This is a genomic window from Bauldia sp., from assembly GCA_037200845.1.
Classification (GTDB): domain Bacteria; phylum Pseudomonadota; class Alphaproteobacteria; order Rhizobiales; family Kaistiaceae; genus DASZQY01.
Genome location: JBBCGQ010000001.1, coordinates 1,058,730 through 1,077,238, shown reverse-complemented (window position 1 = coordinate 1,077,238; position 18,509 = coordinate 1,058,730). Strand labels below are relative to the sequence as shown.

Below are 18,509 nucleotides of genomic sequence, written 5' to 3'. Positions count from 1 at the left end.
GGCCATAACGCTAGCGAGCCGCTTCGAGCGTGATGGACTTCAACGTCGCCGCGTATTCGGTGTTGCCGAGAGCGTCGGCCTGGCGCGCCAGATCCTCGGTGGTGATCCACCCGGCGGCGTGAGCGACTTCCTCCGGCGAACCGACGAGATAGCGCTGGCGGCGCTGCACTACGCGAATGAACTCGCCCGCGTCCAGCAGTGAAGCGTGGGTACCGGCGTCGAACCACGCGAAGCCGCGGCCAAGCCTGACCACATGCAATGCCGCATCGGCCAGGTAGCTTTTGTGGAGGTCGGTGATCTCGTACTCGCCGCGCGCCGACGGCTTCAGCGCTCGGGCGCGGTCGGGCGCGCTGCCGTCGTAGAAGTAAAGGCCGATGACGGCCCACGGGGACCGTGGTGCGAGCGGCTTCTCCTCGATCGCAAGCGGACGCCCGGCGCCGTCGAGATCGACAACGCCATAACGCGAGGGATCGTCAACGTGATACGCGAAGACAGTGGCGCCGTCGGTGCTATTGGCTCCCTGCAAAAGCTGCGACAGGCCGTTGCCGTAGATGAGGTTGTCGCCAAGTGCCAGGCAGGAAGGTTCGCCGCCGAGAAACGGAGCAGCGATGACGAGCGCCTGCGCGAGGCCTTCGGGCTTCGGCTGCACGGCGTAGGCGATGCTGATGCCCCAACGAGCGCCATCGCCGAGCAGGCGATGAAAATGCGGCGCGTCATCGGGCGTCGCGATGACCAGCACGTCGCGGATTCCGGCGAGCATCAACGCGGTCAGCGGATAATAGATCAGGGGCTTGTCGTAGACCGGCAGCAGTTGCTTGGAGACGACAAGCGTAAGCGGGTGCAGGCGCGTACCGGCGCCGCCCGCCAAGATGATGCCCTTGCGCGTCACCGTTCGGCAGCCGCGACACGGCGGTCCGGCTCGAGGCGCGGGCGAAGCCGCTCCCACCACGCGCGATTGGCGATGTACCAGTCGACGGTCTTGGCGAGGCCGGCCGCAAAGCTCTCGCGAGGTTCCCAGCCGAGATCGCGGCGCAGCTTGGCGGCATCGACGCTGTAGCGGAAATCGTGTCCAGGGCGATCCGCGACGAAGGCGATCAGCCTGTCGCGCCGCCCGATCGAGGAGTCCGGCGCCCTGCGATCGACGAGACCGCAGATCGCCTTGACGACATCGAGATTTGTTGTGCCGCCGGTACCACCAACGAGATACGTCTCGCCGACTTCACCCTGCTCCGCAATCGCGGTCAGCGCGCGGACGTGATCCTCGACGTAGAGCCAGTCGCGCACCTGCCTGCCGTCGCCGTAAACCGGCAACGGCCGCCCCTCAAGCGCGTTCAGGATACTGAGCGGGATCAGCTTCTCAGGGTGCTGGTACGGGCCGAACGTGTTGCTGCTGTTACTGACGACCACTGGCAGTCCGTGGGTGCGGTGCCAAGCGCGGACCAGATGATCGGACGCCGCCTTGGACGCGGAATAGGGCGAATTCGGCTGGTAAGGCGACGCTTCGTTGAAGCTGCCGTCAGTCCCAAGGGCTCCGAAGACTTCATCGGTCGAAACATGGTGGAAGCGGAACTCCGACCGCCGCGCCGGTGACAGCTTGCGCCAATAGGCGAGCGCGACCTCCAGCAAATGGAACGTGCCGACGATGTTGGTGGAAATGAATTTGCCCGCGTCACCGATGGAGCGATCGACATGGGTTTCGGCGGCGAGGTGGATGACCACGTCGGGCTCGACGGCGGCGAAGACCTGCTGCATGCGTGCGGCGTTGCCGATGTCGTCGTGGAAGAAACGGAAGCGCGAACTGACTGCCGCCTGCTCCAGCGACGAGCGGCTGCCGGCGTAGGTCAATATGTCGATCACCGCGACTTCGTGCGGGGTCTCCGCGATGAGGTGACGGACAAGCGCCGAGCCGATGAAGCCCGCGCCGCCGGTGACGAGGAAGCGCCGGGGCTTCACGCAGCAACCCCGAAGGTCGCCGCATCCGCGAACTTCGGCAGAGCGCGATCCTTGTCGGCGAGGATTGCCGCCTCCAGCGATACCGGCCAGGGAATGGCCAGTGCGGGATCGGCGAAGTGGACGCCGGCTTCAGCGCGCGGCGCGTAGAAGTCATCGCATCGGTAGGCGACCTCGGTGGCATCTTCGAGCGTGCAGTAGCCGTGGGCAAAACCCTTTGGCACGAACAACTGGTCGCCGGACTCGGCCGTCAGCGTAGCGCTTACCCATTTGCCGAAAGTCGGCGAACTGCGGCGCAGGTCAACCGCGACGTCGAAGATGGCGCCCCTCAAAACCCGGATAAGCTTGGCCTGGGCGTGTGGCTCTGTCTGGTAGTGCAGGCCGCGAATGGTCCCGCGGCGGTGCGAAAGGGCCTGATTATCCTGGACGAAGACCGGCAGGCCGAATTCCCGGAACGCGTTCAATTCGTAAACCACGACAAAGTGGCCTCTCGCGTCGGCGATCGGCCGTGTTGAGATGACAACCACGTCCGGAATCGTGAGCGGCATCACTGTGAACTGCATGGCCTGCAACGCTCACTCAATTACGGCGGAAGGAAATCCCGAATAGGCGCACGTCCTGGCGTCGCCGGGCGATCGGCACTTTACACGAACGCATGACAGAAGAGCTTTGCGAGTAACTGGTGCTGCCGGACAGGATTGAACTGTCGACCTCTCCCTTACCAAGGGAGTGCTCTACCACTGAGCTACGGCAGCCTTGCTTCGACCAAGCGGGCGTTACCTGCCACAGGGGCCGGCCCGGTTCAAGAAGATCAGGCGGCGCTGCGGTGGTTGCGGTGTACCTGCTGCTCGATCCAGCCGTAGGTTTTCTCCAGCCCGACGACGAGGGGCTGGCTCGGGCGCCAGCCCAGCTTCTCGTTGATCAGGCGATTGTCCGAGTTGCGCCCGCGCACGCCCTGCGGGCCGGGAACGTGGCGCTTGGCGAGGCGCTTGCCGGCGATGTCGGAGACCATGTCGACGAGCTGGTTGATCGACACCATCTCGTCCGAGCCGACGTTTACCGGCCCCTCGAAATCGGAGCGCGTCAGCCGCACGGTGCCTTCGAGGCATTCGTCGATATAAAGGAACGAGCGCGTCTGGTGGCCGTCGCCCCAGATCTCGATCTCGCCGCCGTTCTTGGCCATCGCCACCTTGCGGCAGATCGCGGCGGGCACCTTCTCCTTGCCGCCGGACCACGTGCCCTCGGGACCGAAGACGTTATGGTAGCGGGCGACGCGGTTGGCCATGCCGTGGTTGCGGTTGTAGGCGAGGAACAGGCGCTCGGAGAACAGCTTCTCCCAGCCGTATTCGCTGTCAGGGGCAGCAGGATAGACGTGCGCCTCCGAGCAATCCGGGTTGTCCGGGTCTTCCTGATTGTAGGCCGGGTAGATGCAGGCGGAGGAGGAATAGAAAATGCGCTTGATGTTGCGCTTCTGCGAGCGGTCCGCGACGTTGAGGTTGATGGTCGCCGAATTGTGCATGATGTCGGCGTCATGATCGCCGGTGAACAGGTAGCCGGCGCCGCCCATGTCGGCGGCGAGCTGGAAGACCTCGGTGAACGGGCGGTCGATGACGCGGTCGACGACCGACTGGTCGCGGAGGTCGCCGATGACGAAGTCGTCGGCCTCGGTTTCCGTGAATTCGGGAAACTTGAGGTCAACGCCGCGGACCCAGAAGCCCTCGCGTTTCAGACGCTTGACGAGATGGCTGCCGATGAACCCACCGGCGCCGCAGACGAGCGCTGACTTTGCCAAGATTCCGCCTCCTCGGGGACTCTGACGAATCCACCCTGCGAAGGCTCAGGTTAATGCCGTCGGCGCCACGACGCCATGCGATTGACGGGCCGGCAAGGGAAAGAACGGGGATATCCGCCGGGGCGATGCGCCGCACCGCTTAGCCATTATGCCAGGGCGCCTTTGCCGAGGGCTGGGGCTCGGTGCTAGAGCACTTTCAGGGCAGGAGGTGCCATGCGTATCGCAATGATCGGATCGGGCTATGTCGGGCTGGTCTCCGGCGCCTGTTTCGCCGATTTCGGCCACGAGGTCGTGTGCATCGACAAGGACAGCGCCAAGATCGAGGCACTGAAGGGCGGCGCCGTGCCGATCTTCGAGCCGGGGCTCGCCGACCTCGTCGGCGCGAACCGGAAGGCCCGGCGCCTGTCGTTCACTACCGACATGGGGCCGGCGGTGGCAGAGGCCGACGTCGTCTTCATCGCGGTCGGCACGCCGTCGCGGCGCGGCGACGGGCACGCCGACCTCGGCTACGTCTACGCGGCGGCGACCGAACTCGCCGGGTCGCTGCGCGGCTTCACGGTGGTCGCCACCAAATCGACGGTGCCGGTCGGGACCGGCGACGAGATCGAGCGGATCATCCGCGAGGCAAATCCCCACGCCGACATCGCGGTCGTCTCCAATCCCGAGTTCCTGCGCGAGGGCGCCGCGATCGAGGACTTCAAACGGCCGGACCGCATCGTCATCGGGCTCGACGACGAGCGGGCGCGCGACGTGATGACGGAAGTCTACCGCCCGCTCTACCTCAACCAGGCCCCTCTCCTGTTCACCACGCGGCGGACGGCGGAACTGGCGAAGTACGCGGCCAACGCGTTCCTGGCGATGAAGATCACCTTCATCAACGAGATCGCCGACCTCTGCGAGGCGGTCAACGCCGACGTGCAGGGCGTGGCGCACGCGATCGGCCTCGACAAGCGCATCGGCGCGAAGTTCCTGCACGCGGGTCCGGGCTACGGCGGCTCGTGCTTTCCGAAGGACACGGTGGCGCTGGTCAAGACCGGACACGACGCCGGCGCGCCGCTCCGGCTGGTCGAGACGACGGTCGCGATCAACGACCAGCGCAAACGCGGCATGGCGCGCAAGGTGATCGCGGCGTGCGGCGGCAGCGTGCGCGGTAAGACGATCGGGCTGCTCGGCCTCACCTTCAAGCCGAACACCGACGACATGCGCGACGCCTCGTCGCTGGCGATCATCCAGGCGTTGCAGGACGCCGGCGCCAACGTGCAGGCGTACGACCCGGAAGGGATGCCGGCGGCGCGGACGATGACGGCCGGGGTCGGGTTCGGCGATGATCCCTATGCCGTGGCGTCAGGCGCCGCGGCGGTCGTGCTGGTCACCGAGTGGAACGCGTTCCGCGCCCTCGATTTCGAGCGGCTGAAGACAGTCATGGCCGAGCCGGTGCTGGTCGATCTCCGCAATGTTTACGACCCGCGCGACGTGATGCGGCACGGCTTCCGCTATGTCGGGGTCGGCCGGCCGGCCGACGCCGGCCTCGGGGCCATCGCTGCGGCAGCGGAGTAACGCTCCTGCTTAATATTTCGCGGCGTTGCAAAAACGGGTCGCCAAAGCTGCTAAAGCTGCGATAGGATTAAGATAATTGATGCGGCACCGTGGAGACCTGCGCCCATGACGGCGTGGAAGATGTTTTGCGTTGGCGCCGCTGTAGTTCTGGCTGGGTGGGCGGGAAGCGCACTCGCCGCAACGCCCAGCGGCACGGTTCTCGGCGTCATCCAGTCGGCCAGCGCGGTCGGCGCGGAAGGCAGCGCGGTCCTCAATATCCAGTCGCCCATCTATGCCGGCGACCGGATCGAGACCGGGCCCGTAGGCGAAGCCCAGATCGAATTCCGCGACAAGACCAAGCTGGTCGTCGGGCCGAATTCCTCGATGGTCGTCGATGCCTTCGTCTTCAACGACAGCAACACCGCCCGCGCGATCACGCTCGACGCGACCAAGGGCGTGTTCCGCTTCTTCACCGGCATCAGCCGCAAGGACGCCTACCAGATCAACACGCCGACCGCGACGATCGGTGTCCGCGGCACCCAGTTCGATATCTCGATCGAGGGCCAGGGCACGACGCGCGTCGCGAATTTCGAAGGCATGACGCGCATCTGCCCGCGCGGCAGCGCCAACCGCGCGGACTGCACGGAATCCAAGGATCCGTGCACGTTGTCGGTCATCCGGCCGACCGATCGCGTGGTGACCTACGACAACAAGGACCTCGAGTTCCGCAACCGTCAGCTCAAGTATTACTTCAACTATGTCCGCGACCAGTCGAGCCTGCGCCGCGACTTTCAGGTCGACCTGACACAGTGCAAGCTGGCGGACGTGATCGTCCCGCTCGAGCAGCGTGTGGCCCCGCCGGGCACCATCGGCACGCCGCCGATTATCACCCCGCCGTCGCCGCCCGGCCTGCCGACGCCCTTGACGCCGTCGCTCCCGGGGTCGCCGACGCCGCCGAACAACAACACCACTTTCCCGGTGCAGGGCGACACCCGGCCGCTCATTCGCCCCTAGCGGGACGGAGCGGCCGCAGCCGCCTGCGTTGCCTGACTGCAACAGTGTTGTGCGAATCTTGCGCTGCGAAAACTATAGGCAGCGGGCCGAAATACTCCGAAAGCCATTGTTTCTGCGGTCTTTCGGCCCGTTTACCAGCGTAACCAGCGCCTTAACCAAATTGCTCCAACTAGACCGATCCCCCGGGGAACGCTACGAATTCAGCTACCACGCGTAGCGGATCTCGTGAGGCCCGAGGTTCGTTGAATGTGGAGTTGGCGCCGCCCGCGGCACGGTGTCGGAGCTCGATGTTTTCGAGCGAGCCGGGTGTTGTGCCATGCGTGCCTCGCAGAAAAGCGAATTTTCGGGTCGTCGTGCTGCCTCGCGGCTGGCGTTGGCGCTGATAATCGGAGCGTTCGCGTCGCTCTATAGCGGCGCGGCTTTCGCTTTGAATTGCCCGCCCGCCCCTGACAACTTCCTGCTGGGCACCGGCGGCACCAACAACGGCGAATCCGCCGCGATGGGCAGCGACGCCCTCAACTGCAAGGACAACACGTTCGGCGCCGGCGCCGGTATCGGTAACGGCGACACGGGGAATGGAGTCGCAGGGGCCACCATCCTCGGCAACTCCGCGACGGGCAACGGAGCTGCCTCCGGCAACGGGACGATCACCGGCGGCGGCACGGGCAACGCGACCGCGACGATCGACCATAACGACTTCCACGGCGACAATTCCGGCAAGAACAACGGCTCGACGTCGGGCAACGGTCCCGGCCAGCGGGCGACGGCGAACATTTTCTACAACGCGGTCTACGGCGAAGGCTCGGCGAGCGGCAACGGCGTCGGCGCCAACAGCAAGACCGGAAACGCGACGGTCAGCTACAACCAGATCAGCGGCAAAAACTCCGGCAGCAACAACGGCCTCGTCAGCAACGGCAACGGCAACGCCACCGTCACCTACAACGTGATCACCGGCGACGATTCCGGCAGCAACAACTCCAATACGTCGGGAACGACAATCGTCACGGGCAACTTCGTGTTCGGCGACTCGTCGGCGCGCGAGAACACCGGCGATGTCACCGACAACGTGATTTACGGCGACAAATCCGGCCGCGAAAACGTCGGCAATCTCACCGGCAACACGGTCTATGGCCATGACTCGGCGAAGCACAATGCCGGGACGGTGACCAACAACGTCATCTACGGCAACAACACCGGCGACGACAACGGCAACAACTTCAGCAGCAATTTCTTCTACGGCGACAATTCGGGCACCCACAACGCGGCTGACTTCACCAACAACTACGTCTGGGGCGACTTCTCGGGCACCGACAACAAGGGCCTCTACACCGGCAACAGCGTCAGCGGCGATCACTCGGGCAACAACAACGCCGCGAACTTCAAGGACAACGTCATAACCGGCGACAACTCCGGCGACGACAACAAGGGCGTCTACACCGGCAATAGCGTCATCGGCGACAAGTCCGGCAACAACAATGCCTCGGGCTTCGTCGACAACTCGATCTGGGGCGACAATTCCGGCAAGGACAACCTCGGCAGCTTCAGCGGCAACAACATCGCGGGCGACAATTCCGGCAAGAGCAACAAGGACGGCTTCGCCAACAATGCCATCTTCGGCGACGAGTCGGGCAACAACAATGCCGAGGGCTTTGCCAAAAATTCGATCTGGGGCAGCAACTCGGGCACCGACAACAAAGGCACCTACACCGGCAACACCATCACCGGCGACCATTCGGGCAACAACAACGCGCCGAACTTCAAGGACAACATCATCACCGGCGACAATTCCGGCAAAGACAACAAGGGCACCTACACCGGCAACAACGTGACCGGCGATAACTCCGGCAACAACAATGCCGCGGGCTTCGTCGATAACTCGATCTGGGGCGACAATTCCGGCAAGGACAACGACGGCGGCTACAGCGGCAACAACGTCGCGGGCGACAATTCCGGCAACAACAACGCCGACGGCTTCGTCGACAACGAGATCTTCGGCGACAACTCCGGCAAGGACAATGCCGCGGGCTTCGCCAAGAACTCGGTCTACGGCGAGCGGTCCGGCAACAACAACCTCGGCACCTTCGTCGACAACACGATCGTCGGCGACGACTCGGGCTACCAGAACGCCGGCGGGTTCAGCGACAACAGCATCGTAGGCGACGGCTCGGGCCGGCTTAACGGCGCGAACTTCTCCGACAACCGGATATTCGGCGAGGACTCCGGCAACAGCAACGTGGCCGGGTTCTCGAACAACACGGTCACCGGCAAGAGCTCGGGCAACAACAACCTCGGCACCTTCACCAACAACACGATCGTCGGCGATAACTCGGGCTACCAGAACGGCAGCGGGTTCGACAACAACACGGTCGTCGGCGACGGCTCCGGCAGGACCAACGGCAAGAATTTCGCCAAGAACCGGATATTCGGCGACGACTCGGGTGTCAGCAACGCGGACGGCTTCTCGAACAACACCATCACCGGCAAAAGCTCAGGCACCTACAACCTCGGCACCTTCACCAACAACACGATCGTCGGCGACGACTCGGGCTACCAAAACGGCAGCGGGTTCGACAGCAACACGATCGTCGGCGATTTTTCGGGCAGGACGAACGGCAAGAACTTCGCCAACAACAGCATATTCGGCGACGACTCGGGCAAGGGCAACGCGGACGGCTTCTCCAAGAATACGGTCACCGGCAAGAACTCGGGCAACGAGAACCTCGGCACCTTTACCGGCAATACGATCGTCGGTGACAACTCGGGCTATCACAACGCTACGGGCTTCGCGGACAATGCGATCTTCGGCGACACCTCCGGCCGCAACAACGGCATGAACTTCGCCACCAACTTTATCGTCGGCAACGGCTCGGGCAACGACGCGGGCAGCAATGTCCAGTTCAACCACGTTTTCGGCGACGGTTCCGGCGTCGGCTACCTGACCGGCGCGACGAACAACAACGTGGTCGGCAACGGTTCCGGCAACGCGGTCAACGGCGATCGCAACCTGGCGCTGGGCAACAATGTCGGCAACACCGTCACCGGCACGAACAACCAGGCGAGCGGCGACACCAGCGGCATCGGCGTGACCGGCTCCGACAACCAGGCGTCCGGCTATCTCGCCGGCAGCGATGTCTACGGCAAGAACAACCAGGCCTCCGGCCAGGACGTCGGCAACCATCTCGGCAACGCGGCTCTGGGAGATCCGGCGGGCCTCGCGCAGGACAACCAGGCTAGCGGTTTCCGTTCCGGCAACTACGTCCTCGGCAGGAACAACCAGGCGAGCGGCACCGACGCCGGCGATCACGTCACCGGCGACCACAATCAGGCGTCCGGCCTGGAGGTCGGCAACGCGGTGACTGGCGCCAACAACCTGGCGAGCGGCGCGCGATGCGGCGACACCGTCACGGGCGACAGCAACCAGGCGAGCGGCGTCGATTGCGGAAACGAAGTTACCGGCAGCAACAACATCGCCTCCGGCAACACCGTCGGCTACAAGGTCAAGGGCAACGGCAACCAGGCGAGTGGCGTTGACTCCGGCGGGCGAGTGACCGGCGACTACAACCAGGCGAGCGGATACCACAGCGGCAACGACATCTTCGGGATCGGCGTCGACAGCCACGGCAACCCGGTGACCGGCGGCGTCAACAACATCGCGACGGGCTTCAACACCGGCAACACCGTCTACGGCAGCAGCAACGTGGCGATGGGCGAGAATTCCGGAAATCGGGTCTACGGCATCAACAACCTCGCGTTCGGCACGGGAGCCGGCAACGACGTCGGCAGCCTGGCCACGCCGGTATTCGACACGATCGCGATCGGTACCGGCGCCAACGCCGGCAGCACCTACGGCATCGCCATCGGTCATGGCGCGACGGCGGACGGAATCGGCAGCGTCGCCATCGGCACCGATTCGTCGGGTATCGGAGCGCACGCCACGACCTTCGATCAGGTCGTCATCGGCACGGTGAAGCAGACCTACACAACGCCGGGCATCACCTCCGACCTCAGCCGCAGCCGCCAGAGCGGGCCGATCGAGCTCGTCACGTCGGACGCCAACGGCAACCTCGCGACCGACAACGGCTTCCTGACCAAGACGCTCGACGAGCACGCCTCGGGCATCGCGCTCGCGATGGCGACGCAGAACCCCGACCTGGCCGGCCCGGAACTCTTCGGCATCAGCGGCAACTTCGGCACCTTCAGCGGCGCCTATGCCTTCGCCGTCTCGGCGATGGGCGTCATCGGGCATGACGTATTGCAGCCGGGCGACCGGATCGCGGTCTCGGGCGGCGCCGGGCTCGGCTTCGCCAACGGGATCGGCGAAAACCAGTTCGGGGCGCATTTGGGACTGCAGTGGACGCGCTAGCGGCGCGCCAAAACCGGACAAGGGCGACCAATGCTGCGGTTGGTCCATGAGGCCGAACCAGACGAGGAAGACGAGGCGCCGCCGCCCCGCCGGCGGGCGCAGCACGAGGACGAGCGCGCGCGCCAGGAACGCGGCGCGGGATATTTCCACTGGCGGCGGCCGTCGGTGTTGCTGAGGGTGGCGCGCTCGCTGTGGCTCGGCGCCGGGTTCGCCGTCGTCGGCTCCATCGCCTACCTCGCGGGCGCTGCCGCGGTCCTCGATCCGCTATTTCGTTCGGAGCCGGTGGCGGCAGTAGCGACGCCGTCGCCTGCCCCTGCCCCGGCAGCGAAACCCAGGGCGCAGGTGGCGGAGACGGCGCCCGCCGCCACGCAGCCGCATGCGCCGATCCCGAACGTGCAGGGGCTGGTGCTGCTCATCCGCAACGCGATCGTGGCGCTGCACCAAGCCAACGTCACCGGCGACTACGCCGTGCTGCGCGCACTGGCGGCGCCGGAGTTCCAGGCGCGCAACGATGCGGCGGCGCTCAGCCAGGCCTTTACGGGCCTGCGCGCCGCCAACATCGATCTTGCCGCAGTCGCGGCCATCAACCCGCGCCTCTACACCGACCCGGTGATCGACGCGGACGGCTTCCTGCGGCTCTCCGGGTTCGTGCCGCTCGCCGAAGCCAAGGTCGATTTCGAGTTCGCGTTCGAGACGGTCAACGGGCGCTGGCGCCTGTTCGGCCTCGGCGTCCACCCGCCGCGCGACGGCTCGGCGGCACCGGCCGCGAAGCCGGCGACGGCGACGGCGCTGCCCGACAACCCGTCGCTGCTGGCGCTGATCCGCGGGGCGGTGCTGGGGCTCAACCAGGCGAACATCTCGGGCGACTACTCGGTGCTGCGCGATCTCTCGGCGATCGGCTTCCAGCAGGCGAACAGCCCGGCGAAGCTCAGCGACGCGTTCGCCAACATCCGGGCGCGCGGCCTCGACCTCGCGCCGGTCGCGGTGATCGACCCGCGCCTCTTCCGCCCGGCGGCGATCGACGCCAACGGCTACCTGCGGCTCGCCGGCTACTTTCCGAGCCAGCCGGAGACCGTGAACTTCGATCTCGCCTTCCGGTTCGAGGACGGGCAGTGGCGGATATTCGCGATCGGCGTCGACACGGCGCCGGCAGACCAGCCGGCGACGGCCCTGGCGCAGTAGCGTTCCGCATTTCGAGATTGAATTTCGGTCGGGCACACCCCTCCCCAAAACCGCTAAATGCGGTTTTGGCCCTCCCGCAAGGGAGGGCTTAAGCGGAGTTCGTTGGAACGCGATGTTCTAGCAGGGATGAACCCTCCCCTTGTGGGAGGGTCAAAACGCCGAAGGCGTTTTGGGGAGGGGTGCGGCACATCCCCTTCCGGCGCGGGTGCGAGCCACATAAGCTGCGGCACATGAGGCTGCTCGTCACCGGCACCGCCGGGTTCATCGGATTTCATCTCGCGCGACGGCTGATCGGCGACGGGCATGTCGTCATCGGCTTTGACGGCATGACGCCCTACTACGACGTGCGGCTGAAGGAGGCGCGGCACGCGATCCTTGCCGCCGCCAACGGCTTCACCGGCGTCACGGGAATGCTCGAGGACAAGGCGGCGCTCTCGCGGGCCGCCGATCTCGCCACGCCCGACGTCATCGTCCACCTCGCGGCGCAGGCGGGGGTGCGCTACGCGATGGAAAATCCGGACGCCTACGTCAGTGCCAATCTCGCCGGCTCGTGGAACGTGATCGACCTGGCGCGGACATTGGGCGTCAAGCATCTGCTGATCGCCTCGACCAGCTCGGTCTACGGCGCCAACGCCAAGGTGCCGTTCGGCGAGAGCGACCGGGCGGACGAGCCGCTGTCGCTCTATGCCGCCACCAAGAAGGGGATGGAGGCGATGGCACACAGCCAGTCGCACCTGCATCGCCTGCCGACGACGGCGCTGCGCTTCTTCACGGTCTACGGGCCGTGGGGGCGGCCGGACATGGCGCTATTCAAGTTCGTCGACGCCGTACTCGCCGGGCGGCCGATCGAGATATACGGCAACGGCGATATGACCCGCGACTTCACCTACGTCGACGACCTCGTCGAGGCGATCGTGCGGCTGATCCCGATCGCGCCCGACGAAGCCAACCGGGTCGCCGGGGATTCGCTGTCGCCGCAGGCGCCGTTCCGGGCGGTTAACATCGGCGGCGGGCGGCCAGTGGGCGTGCTCGATCTCGTGGCGGCGGTCGAGGCGGCGGTCGGCCGGCCGGCGATCCGCACCATGCTGCCGATGCAGCCGGGCGACGTGCCGCACACGCACGCGAGCTCGGCGCTGCTCAAGCTGCTGACGGGATACGAGACGGCGACACCGCTGGACGCCGGCGTGCGCGCGTTCGTCGATTGGTACCGTGGCTATCGCGTCGCGAGGTAGCCGGCGTAGCTCAAGGCGAGGCCCTGCTCGAGGCTTGTCTTCGCTTCCCAGCCGAAGCTTCGGGCGAGGCCCACGTCCATCAGCTTGCGCTTCATGCCGACCGGCTTGGTCAGGTCGTGGGTGAAGCTACCGGTGTAGCCGATCACCTTGGCGGCGACCTCGTAGTAGTCGTTGACGGCGTGGTCGATGCCGGGGCCGACGTTCATCACCGGCGGCAGGTCGTCGAAGCGGGCGATGGCGGCGAGGATCGCGTCGGCGAGATCGCCGGCGTAAAGGAATTCGCGCCGCGCGGTGCCATCGCCCCAGATCGACACCGACGTCGCGCCGCTCGCCTTCGCCTCGTGCAGCTTGTGAATCACGGCGGCGGCGAGGTGCGAGCGCTTCGGGTCGAAGCTGTCGTAGCGACCGTAGAGATTGCACGGCACCAGCGTCTTGTACCGGTAGAGCGGATCCTCGGTGCCGATGTAGGCGGCGAGGCGCTGCACCGCGCTCTTGGCGATGGCGTAGCCCTCGTTCGTCGGCTCGAGCGGACCGGACAGGATGTCGCCCTCGACGAGCGGGCGCGGCGAATCTTTCGGGTACATGCAGGAGGAGCCGAGATTGATCAGGCGGGTGACGCCGGCTTCCTTCGCCGCCATCACTACGTTGCGGCCCATCTCCCAATTGTCGGTGAGGAAGGCGACCGGCTCGCGCATGTTGGCTTCGATGCCGCCGACGCGGCCGGCGGTGTGGACCACGATCGAGGGCGCGTATTTGCGGACCGCCGCGAGCACCGCCCTGCCGTCGAGGAGATCGACTTCGCGATGCGCCGGGGCGACGATCTCGACGTTCCGCTCGGCGGCGAGGTCGCGGAGATTATGGCCGACCATGCCGGTGCCGCCGAACAGGAGGATCGGGCCGGCCATAGCTAGCGGCCGTTCTCGAGGTCGGGGCGGTAGATCTTGAGGCCGTGGCCGAGCGCGGCGTGCTCGCGCTTGGCCAGCATCAGATCGGCGGCGGCCATCTCGCCGACGAGATCGGCAAACGACGTGCGCGGCGCCCATTTCAGCTTCTCGCGCGCCTTGCGGGCGTCGCCGACCAGCGACTCGACTTCGGCCGGGCGGAAGTAAGCCGGGTTGACGCGGACGGCGACCTGACCGGGTTTCAAGTTCGCGGCCGCGCCTTCGGCACTAACGACCGTGGCGATCTCGTCGACGCCCTGCCCCGACCAGGCGAGCATGATGCCCAGCGCCTTCGCCGCGATGGTGACGAACTCGCGCACCGTGCGCTGCTCGCCGGTCGCGACGACAAAGTCGTCCGGCTGAGGCTGCTGGAGGATCAACCACATCGCCTCGACATAGTCACGGGCATGGCCCCAGTCGCGTTTGGCGTTGAGATTGCCGAGCACAAGCGCGTCGTCCATGCCGAGCGTCAGGCGCGCCAGGCCACGCGTCACCTTGCGGGTGACGAAGGTCTCGCCGCGGATCGGGCTCTCGTGGTTGAACAGGATGCCGTTGCAGGCGAAGAGGCCGTAGGCCTCGCGGTAGTTGACCGTGATCCAGTGGGCGTAAAGCTTGGCGACGCCGTAGGGCGAGCGCGGGTGGAACGGGGTCTGCTCGTTCTGTGGCGTATTGCCGAGGCCGCCGTAGAGTTCCGAGGTCGAGGCCTGGTAGAAGCGGGTCTTGTCCTCGCGCTTCAGGATGCGGATGGCTTCCAGTAGGCGCATGGTGCCGAGGGCATCGGCGTTGGCGGTGTACTCGGGCTCCTCGAACGACACCGCGACGTGGCTCTGGGCGGCGAGGTTGTAGATTTCGCTGGGCTCGGTCTCGGCGATGACGCGGACCAGGCTCGAGGCGTCGGTCATGTCGCCGTGGTGGAGGGTGAATGGCAGGCGGCCCTCATGGCCGGCGTCGAACAGATGATCGACGCGGTCGGTGTTGAACAGCGACGTCCGCCGCTTGATGCCATGGACGGCGTAGCCCTTCTTGAGCAGGAATTCGGCGAGATACGCCCCGTCCTGGCCCGTGATGCCGGTGATGAGCGCGACGCGCGGTTGTTCCGATGCCATGGCCGGGAAATGGGGCCATGAGGGCGACGAGGTCAAGTCAGGCGGAGCCGAGCCGGCTAGTTCAATCCGGCCTTCATCTGCGTGGCGAACCAGGCGATGGTCTTGCGGTAGACCTCGGCCTTGTTCCAGCCGGTGAGGACGCCGAAGTTGGCGGTGCCCTCGTCCCACGGCTTGCCGGCCTGCCAGCCGTAGCCCTTGAGGTAGTTGGCGGTCGAGGCGAGCGCGTCGGGCCAGGAGTGGATCAGGTCGCGGTGACCGTCGCCATCGCCGTCGACCGCGAACTTGACGTAGGACGACGGCAGGAACTGGGTCTGGCCGAGCTCGCCGGCCCAGCCGCCCTTCATCGACTGCGCGGTGAGGTCGCCGTGCTGGATGATCTTCAGGGCGCTGACCAGTTCGTTCTTGAAGAAGTCGGAGCGGCGGCAATCGTGGGCGAGCGTCGCCAGCGAGCGGATGGTGGCGACGTTGCCGCTGCCGGCGCCGAAGCCGGTCTCCAGACCCCATATGGCGACAAGGACCGGGCCGGGCACGCCGAACTTCTGTTCCAGGCGCTTGAAGAAGCCCTCGTTGGCGCGAAGCTTCTGGATGCCCGACTCGATCTTGCCGGGCGGGACACGCTTGGCGCGGTAGGTCTCGAAGCTCTGCTTGAAGTAGTGCTGGTTGCGGTCGAGCTTGATGATCGCGGGATCCGGCTTCAGCCCGTCGAGCGCGCCCAGTGCGGAACGGGACACGCCGGCGGCCTCCGCCTCGACCTTGAAGTCGGCGACCCACGTGTCGAAGTCGGTGTCGCAGGCGGCGGCGAGCGCCGGGGCGGCGGGTGCTGCCCAGATCGCAAGGCCGGCGAGGATTATGACAGTCAAACGCATGCCGGACGTTCTCCCACGCCTCGGTCATTTGACCGAGGCCGCAACCCATTCTCAACGCTTGGCTGGCAGCCTCACAAGGCCCGCGTGACCCGCGTCACAGGGAATTGACGGACCGCAAGGAGCGGCAACCCGGCGCGCGGCAATGTGTCGGTAGACTCGGGTTGGACCTCACCGTACTTTCGCGCCGTTCTAAGGAATAGACGAATCTCCATGGATTACCGGTCGATCTTCGCCGAGGCGATTGCCGCGCTCCACGCCGAGCGCCGGTATCGGGTTTTCGCCGATCTCGAGCGGGTCGCCGGGCGGTTTCCCAAGGCGATCTGGCATTCGGACGCCGGCGACCGGGAGATCACGGTGTGGTGCTCCAACGACTATCTCGGCATGGGGCAGAACGACGCCGTGATCGCGGCGATGACGGAGGCCGCCCGCACGATGGGCGCCGGGGCCGGCGGGACACGCAACATCTCGGGCACCAACCATCCGCTGGTGATGCTGGAAGACGAATTGGCCGATCTGCACGGCAAGGAAGCCGCGCTGGTCTTCACCTCGGGCTTCGTCTCGAACGAGGCGACGATCTCGACGGTCGCCAAGCTGCTGCCCGACTGCATTATCTTCTCCGACGAACTGAACCACGCCTCGATGATCGAGGGCGTGCGGCGCTCGGGCGCGCAGAAGGTGATCTTCCGTCACAACGACATGGCGCACCTCGAGGAGCTGTTGAGAGCGGCCTCGCCGTCGCGCGCCAAGCTGATCGTGTTCGAGTCGGTCTACTCGATGGACGGCGACATCGCGCCGATCGGAGAGATCGCCGACCTCGCCGAAAAGTACGGCGCGATGACGTATCTCGACGAGGTGCACGCGGTCGGCATGTACGGCCCGCGCGGCGGCGGCATCGCCGAGCGCGACGGCGTCATGCACCGCATCGACATCATCGAGGGGACGCTCGCCAAGGCTTTCGGCGCGCTCGGCGGATACATCGCCGCCTCGCGCGCCATCGTCGATACCGTGCGCTCGTATGCGCCGGGCTTCATCTTCACCACCGCGCTCCCCCCAGGGATCGCGGCCGCGGCGCTGACCTCGATCCGCCATCTCAAGGCGTCGTCGGCGGAGCGCGATGCGCAACAGCGCAACGCCGCGGCGACGAAGCAGGCGCTGACCGAAGCCGGGCTGCCGGTGATGGCGAGCGAGACGCACATCGTGCCGCTGTTCGTCGGCGACGCCGAGCTGTGCAAGAAGGCGAGCGATCTGCTGCTCGCCGAGCACGCGATCTACATCCAGCCGATCAACTATCCGACGGTGCCGCGCGGGCAGGAGCGCCTCAGGATCACGCCGACGCCGTTCCACGACGCGGCGCTGATCGCGACACTCGCCGCGGCGCTTGCCGATGTGTGGGACGAGATCGGCCTGCCGCGCTTTGCCGACGACGGCGAGCCGGAGGGCCAGCGGGTCGCGGCCCGCGGTAACGCCCGCGCCGGCTTCTTCCCGCCCGCCGGCGGCTAGGTCGGCATTCGCCGCGCCACGAACGGCGCAACCACCGCAATGCCGACGAAGCGCGCCAACTGGTGCGCCGCCACGAACGCCGAATCCATGTGGAGGGCGAGCGCCAGCGCCGTCATGGTGTCGAGGCCGCCGGGGGCGAAGGCGACGAGGATCTGGACCAGCGGCACATCGACCACCGCGGCAACGGCGAAGGCGCACAGCGCGGCGATCGCGGTGGCAACGAGGAAGGCGCCGATCGAGGCGGCGGCGATGCGGCGCAGGAACGCGAGGTCGGTGCCGACGAAACGGCCGCCGATCATGGCGCCGAGGGTGATGTAGGCGACGACGGTGAGCGCCGGCGGCAGCGTGCCGGAGACGATGCCGGCGGCGTGGGCGACGCCGCTGACGAGCAGCGCGCCGGTGAGGTAGGCGGCGGGAACGCGGAGCGCGGCGAAGACGAGCGCGCCTGCCGTGGAGGCGGCGAGCAGCAGCACCAGCGGGATCGGCGCCATCAGCGGCGGCGGTGTCGGCGGCACGATCGGCTCCAGCGAGGAGACCAGCGCGGGAATCGCCACGACCAGCAGGAACAGGCGGATACTCTGGCCGACGACGACGCGGCGGAGATCCGCGCCGGAGGCGGCGGCGAGCGCCACGACGTAGGACAGCGCGCCGGGGAGCGAAGCGTAGAACGCGGTGCTGCGATCCCAGCCGGCGACGCGCACGAGATAGACCTGCACGGCGACGACCATGGCGAGGACGCTGATCAGCAGGCTGGCGAGGCTCAGCGGCCAGGCGCCGATGCGCGACACGATCTCGGGCGTGATGCCGGCGCCGAGCAGCGCGCCCAGCACGATGAAGACGGCGTCGGCGACACGCGGCGGGACGTGCACCGGCAGGCGGCCGATGGCGCAGACGGTGACGGCGATCATCGAGCCGGACAGCCACCCGGCGGACAGGCCGACGAGGTTGGCGAGGAAGCCGCCGGCGAACGCGATGGCCAGCGTGCGCAGGATAAGAAAGACGGTGTCGCGCGGGATCATGGTGCGGC

General features: G+C 66.5%; 14 protein-coding genes and 1 tRNA gene. 6 read left to right on the top strand and 9 right to left on the bottom strand.

All coding sequences use genetic code 11. The features are described from left to right. Window positions 1-10 precede the first annotated feature (10 nt). From rfbA to WDM94_05160, 5 genes are all read right to left on the bottom strand, one after another. Entirely contained in the window at window positions 11-889 is an 879-nt protein-coding gene (gene rfbA / locus WDM94_05180) for a glucose-1-phosphate thymidylyltransferase RfbA (protein ID MEJ0012020.1), read from the bottom strand. Next, the gene (rfbB, locus tag WDM94_05175; GenBank protein MEJ0012019.1) at window positions 886-1,953 is read right to left on the bottom strand and encodes a dTDP-glucose 4,6-dehydratase; all 1,068 of its coding nucleotides are present in this window, start codon (window positions 1,951-1,953) and stop codon (window positions 886-888) included. The genes rfbA and rfbB overlap by 4 nt, the downstream gene beginning before the upstream one ends. Further along, complete coding sequence (gene rfbC, locus WDM94_05170; GenBank protein ID MEJ0012018.1) at window positions 1,950-2,513, bottom strand: dTDP-4-dehydrorhamnose 3,5-epimerase; 564 nt, start codon at window positions 2,511-2,513, stop codon at window positions 1,950-1,952. Before rfbC ends, rfbB begins: the two co-directional genes overlap by 4 nt. A 117-nt stretch (window positions 2,514-2,630) precedes the next feature. Then, window positions 2,631-2,705, bottom strand: a tRNA-Thr gene (locus WDM94_05165). A 56-nt stretch (window positions 2,706-2,761) separates the two neighbouring features. Then, window positions 2,762-3,742, bottom strand: coding sequence for an NAD-dependent epimerase/dehydratase family protein (locus tag WDM94_05160; protein MEJ0012017.1), 981 nt, complete (start codon window positions 3,740-3,742; stop codon window positions 2,762-2,764). A gap of 213 nt (window positions 3,743-3,955) precedes the next feature. Between WDM94_05160 and WDM94_05155 the strand changes: the two genes are divergently transcribed. The 5 genes from WDM94_05155 (at window position 3,956) to WDM94_05135 (ending at window position 13,069) form a co-directional block, all read left to right on the top strand. Further along, complete coding sequence (locus WDM94_05155; protein ID MEJ0012016.1) at window positions 3,956-5,299, top strand: UDP-glucose/GDP-mannose dehydrogenase family protein; 1,344 nt, start codon at window positions 3,956-3,958, stop codon at window positions 5,297-5,299. A 105-nt stretch (window positions 5,300-5,404) separates the two neighbouring features. After that, the gene (locus tag WDM94_05150; GenBank protein MEJ0012015.1) at window positions 5,405-6,292 is read left to right on the top strand and encodes a FecR domain-containing protein; all 888 of its coding nucleotides are present in this window, start codon (window positions 5,405-5,407) and stop codon (window positions 6,290-6,292) included. A gap of 316 nt (window positions 6,293-6,608) precedes the next feature. Continuing rightward, window positions 6,609-10,655: a hypothetical protein gene (locus tag WDM94_05145; GenBank protein MEJ0012014.1), complete on the top strand. Its 4,047-nt coding sequence runs from the start codon at window positions 6,609-6,611 to the stop codon at window positions 10,653-10,655. 30 nt (window positions 10,656-10,685) lie between these two features. Then, window positions 10,686-11,837, top strand: coding sequence for a hypothetical protein (locus WDM94_05140; GenBank protein MEJ0012013.1), 1,152 nt, complete (start codon window positions 10,686-10,688; stop codon window positions 11,835-11,837). Window positions 11,838-12,067: 230 nt separating this feature from the next. Continuing rightward, on the top strand, window positions 12,068-13,069 hold the full coding sequence (locus WDM94_05135; GenBank protein ID MEJ0012012.1) for an NAD-dependent epimerase/dehydratase family protein: 1,002 nt from the start codon (window positions 12,068-12,070) through the stop codon (window positions 13,067-13,069). Here WDM94_05135 and WDM94_05130 read toward each other — a convergent pair. Genes WDM94_05130 through WDM94_05120 form a run of 3 tightly spaced genes read right to left on the bottom strand, consistent with a single transcriptional unit; the run spans window position 13,051 to window position 15,982 of the window. Next, window positions 13,051-13,974 (bottom strand): NAD-dependent epimerase/dehydratase family protein, encoded by a 924-nt coding sequence (locus tag WDM94_05130; GenBank protein ID MEJ0012011.1) that lies wholly within the window; start codon window positions 13,972-13,974, stop codon window positions 13,051-13,053. The two genes, WDM94_05135 and WDM94_05130, sit on opposite strands and share 19 nt — an antisense overlap. Before the next feature lie 2 nt (window positions 13,975-13,976). Then, window positions 13,977-15,116, bottom strand: coding sequence for a GDP-mannose 4,6-dehydratase (gene gmd, locus WDM94_05125; protein MEJ0012010.1), 1,140 nt, complete (start codon window positions 15,114-15,116; stop codon window positions 13,977-13,979). Window positions 15,117-15,172: 56 nt separating this feature from the next. Then, window positions 15,173-15,982, bottom strand: coding sequence for a lytic murein transglycosylase (locus tag WDM94_05120; protein MEJ0012009.1), 810 nt, complete (start codon window positions 15,980-15,982; stop codon window positions 15,173-15,175). 210 nt (window positions 15,983-16,192) lie between these two features. Here WDM94_05120 and hemA point away from each other — a divergent pair, with 210 nt between their 5' ends. Next, window positions 16,193-17,482, top strand: a complete 1,290-nt coding sequence (gene hemA, locus WDM94_05115) for a 5-aminolevulinate synthase (GenBank protein ID MEJ0012008.1) — start codon at window positions 16,193-16,195, stop codon at window positions 17,480-17,482. Here hemA and WDM94_05110 read toward each other — a convergent pair. Beyond that, a complete protein-coding gene (locus WDM94_05110) occupies window positions 17,479-18,501 on the bottom strand; it encodes an AbrB family transcriptional regulator (GenBank protein ID MEJ0012007.1) in 1,023 nt (340 codons plus the stop codon). The genes hemA and WDM94_05110 overlap by 4 nt on opposite strands. Window positions 18,502-18,509 lie beyond the last annotated feature (8 nt).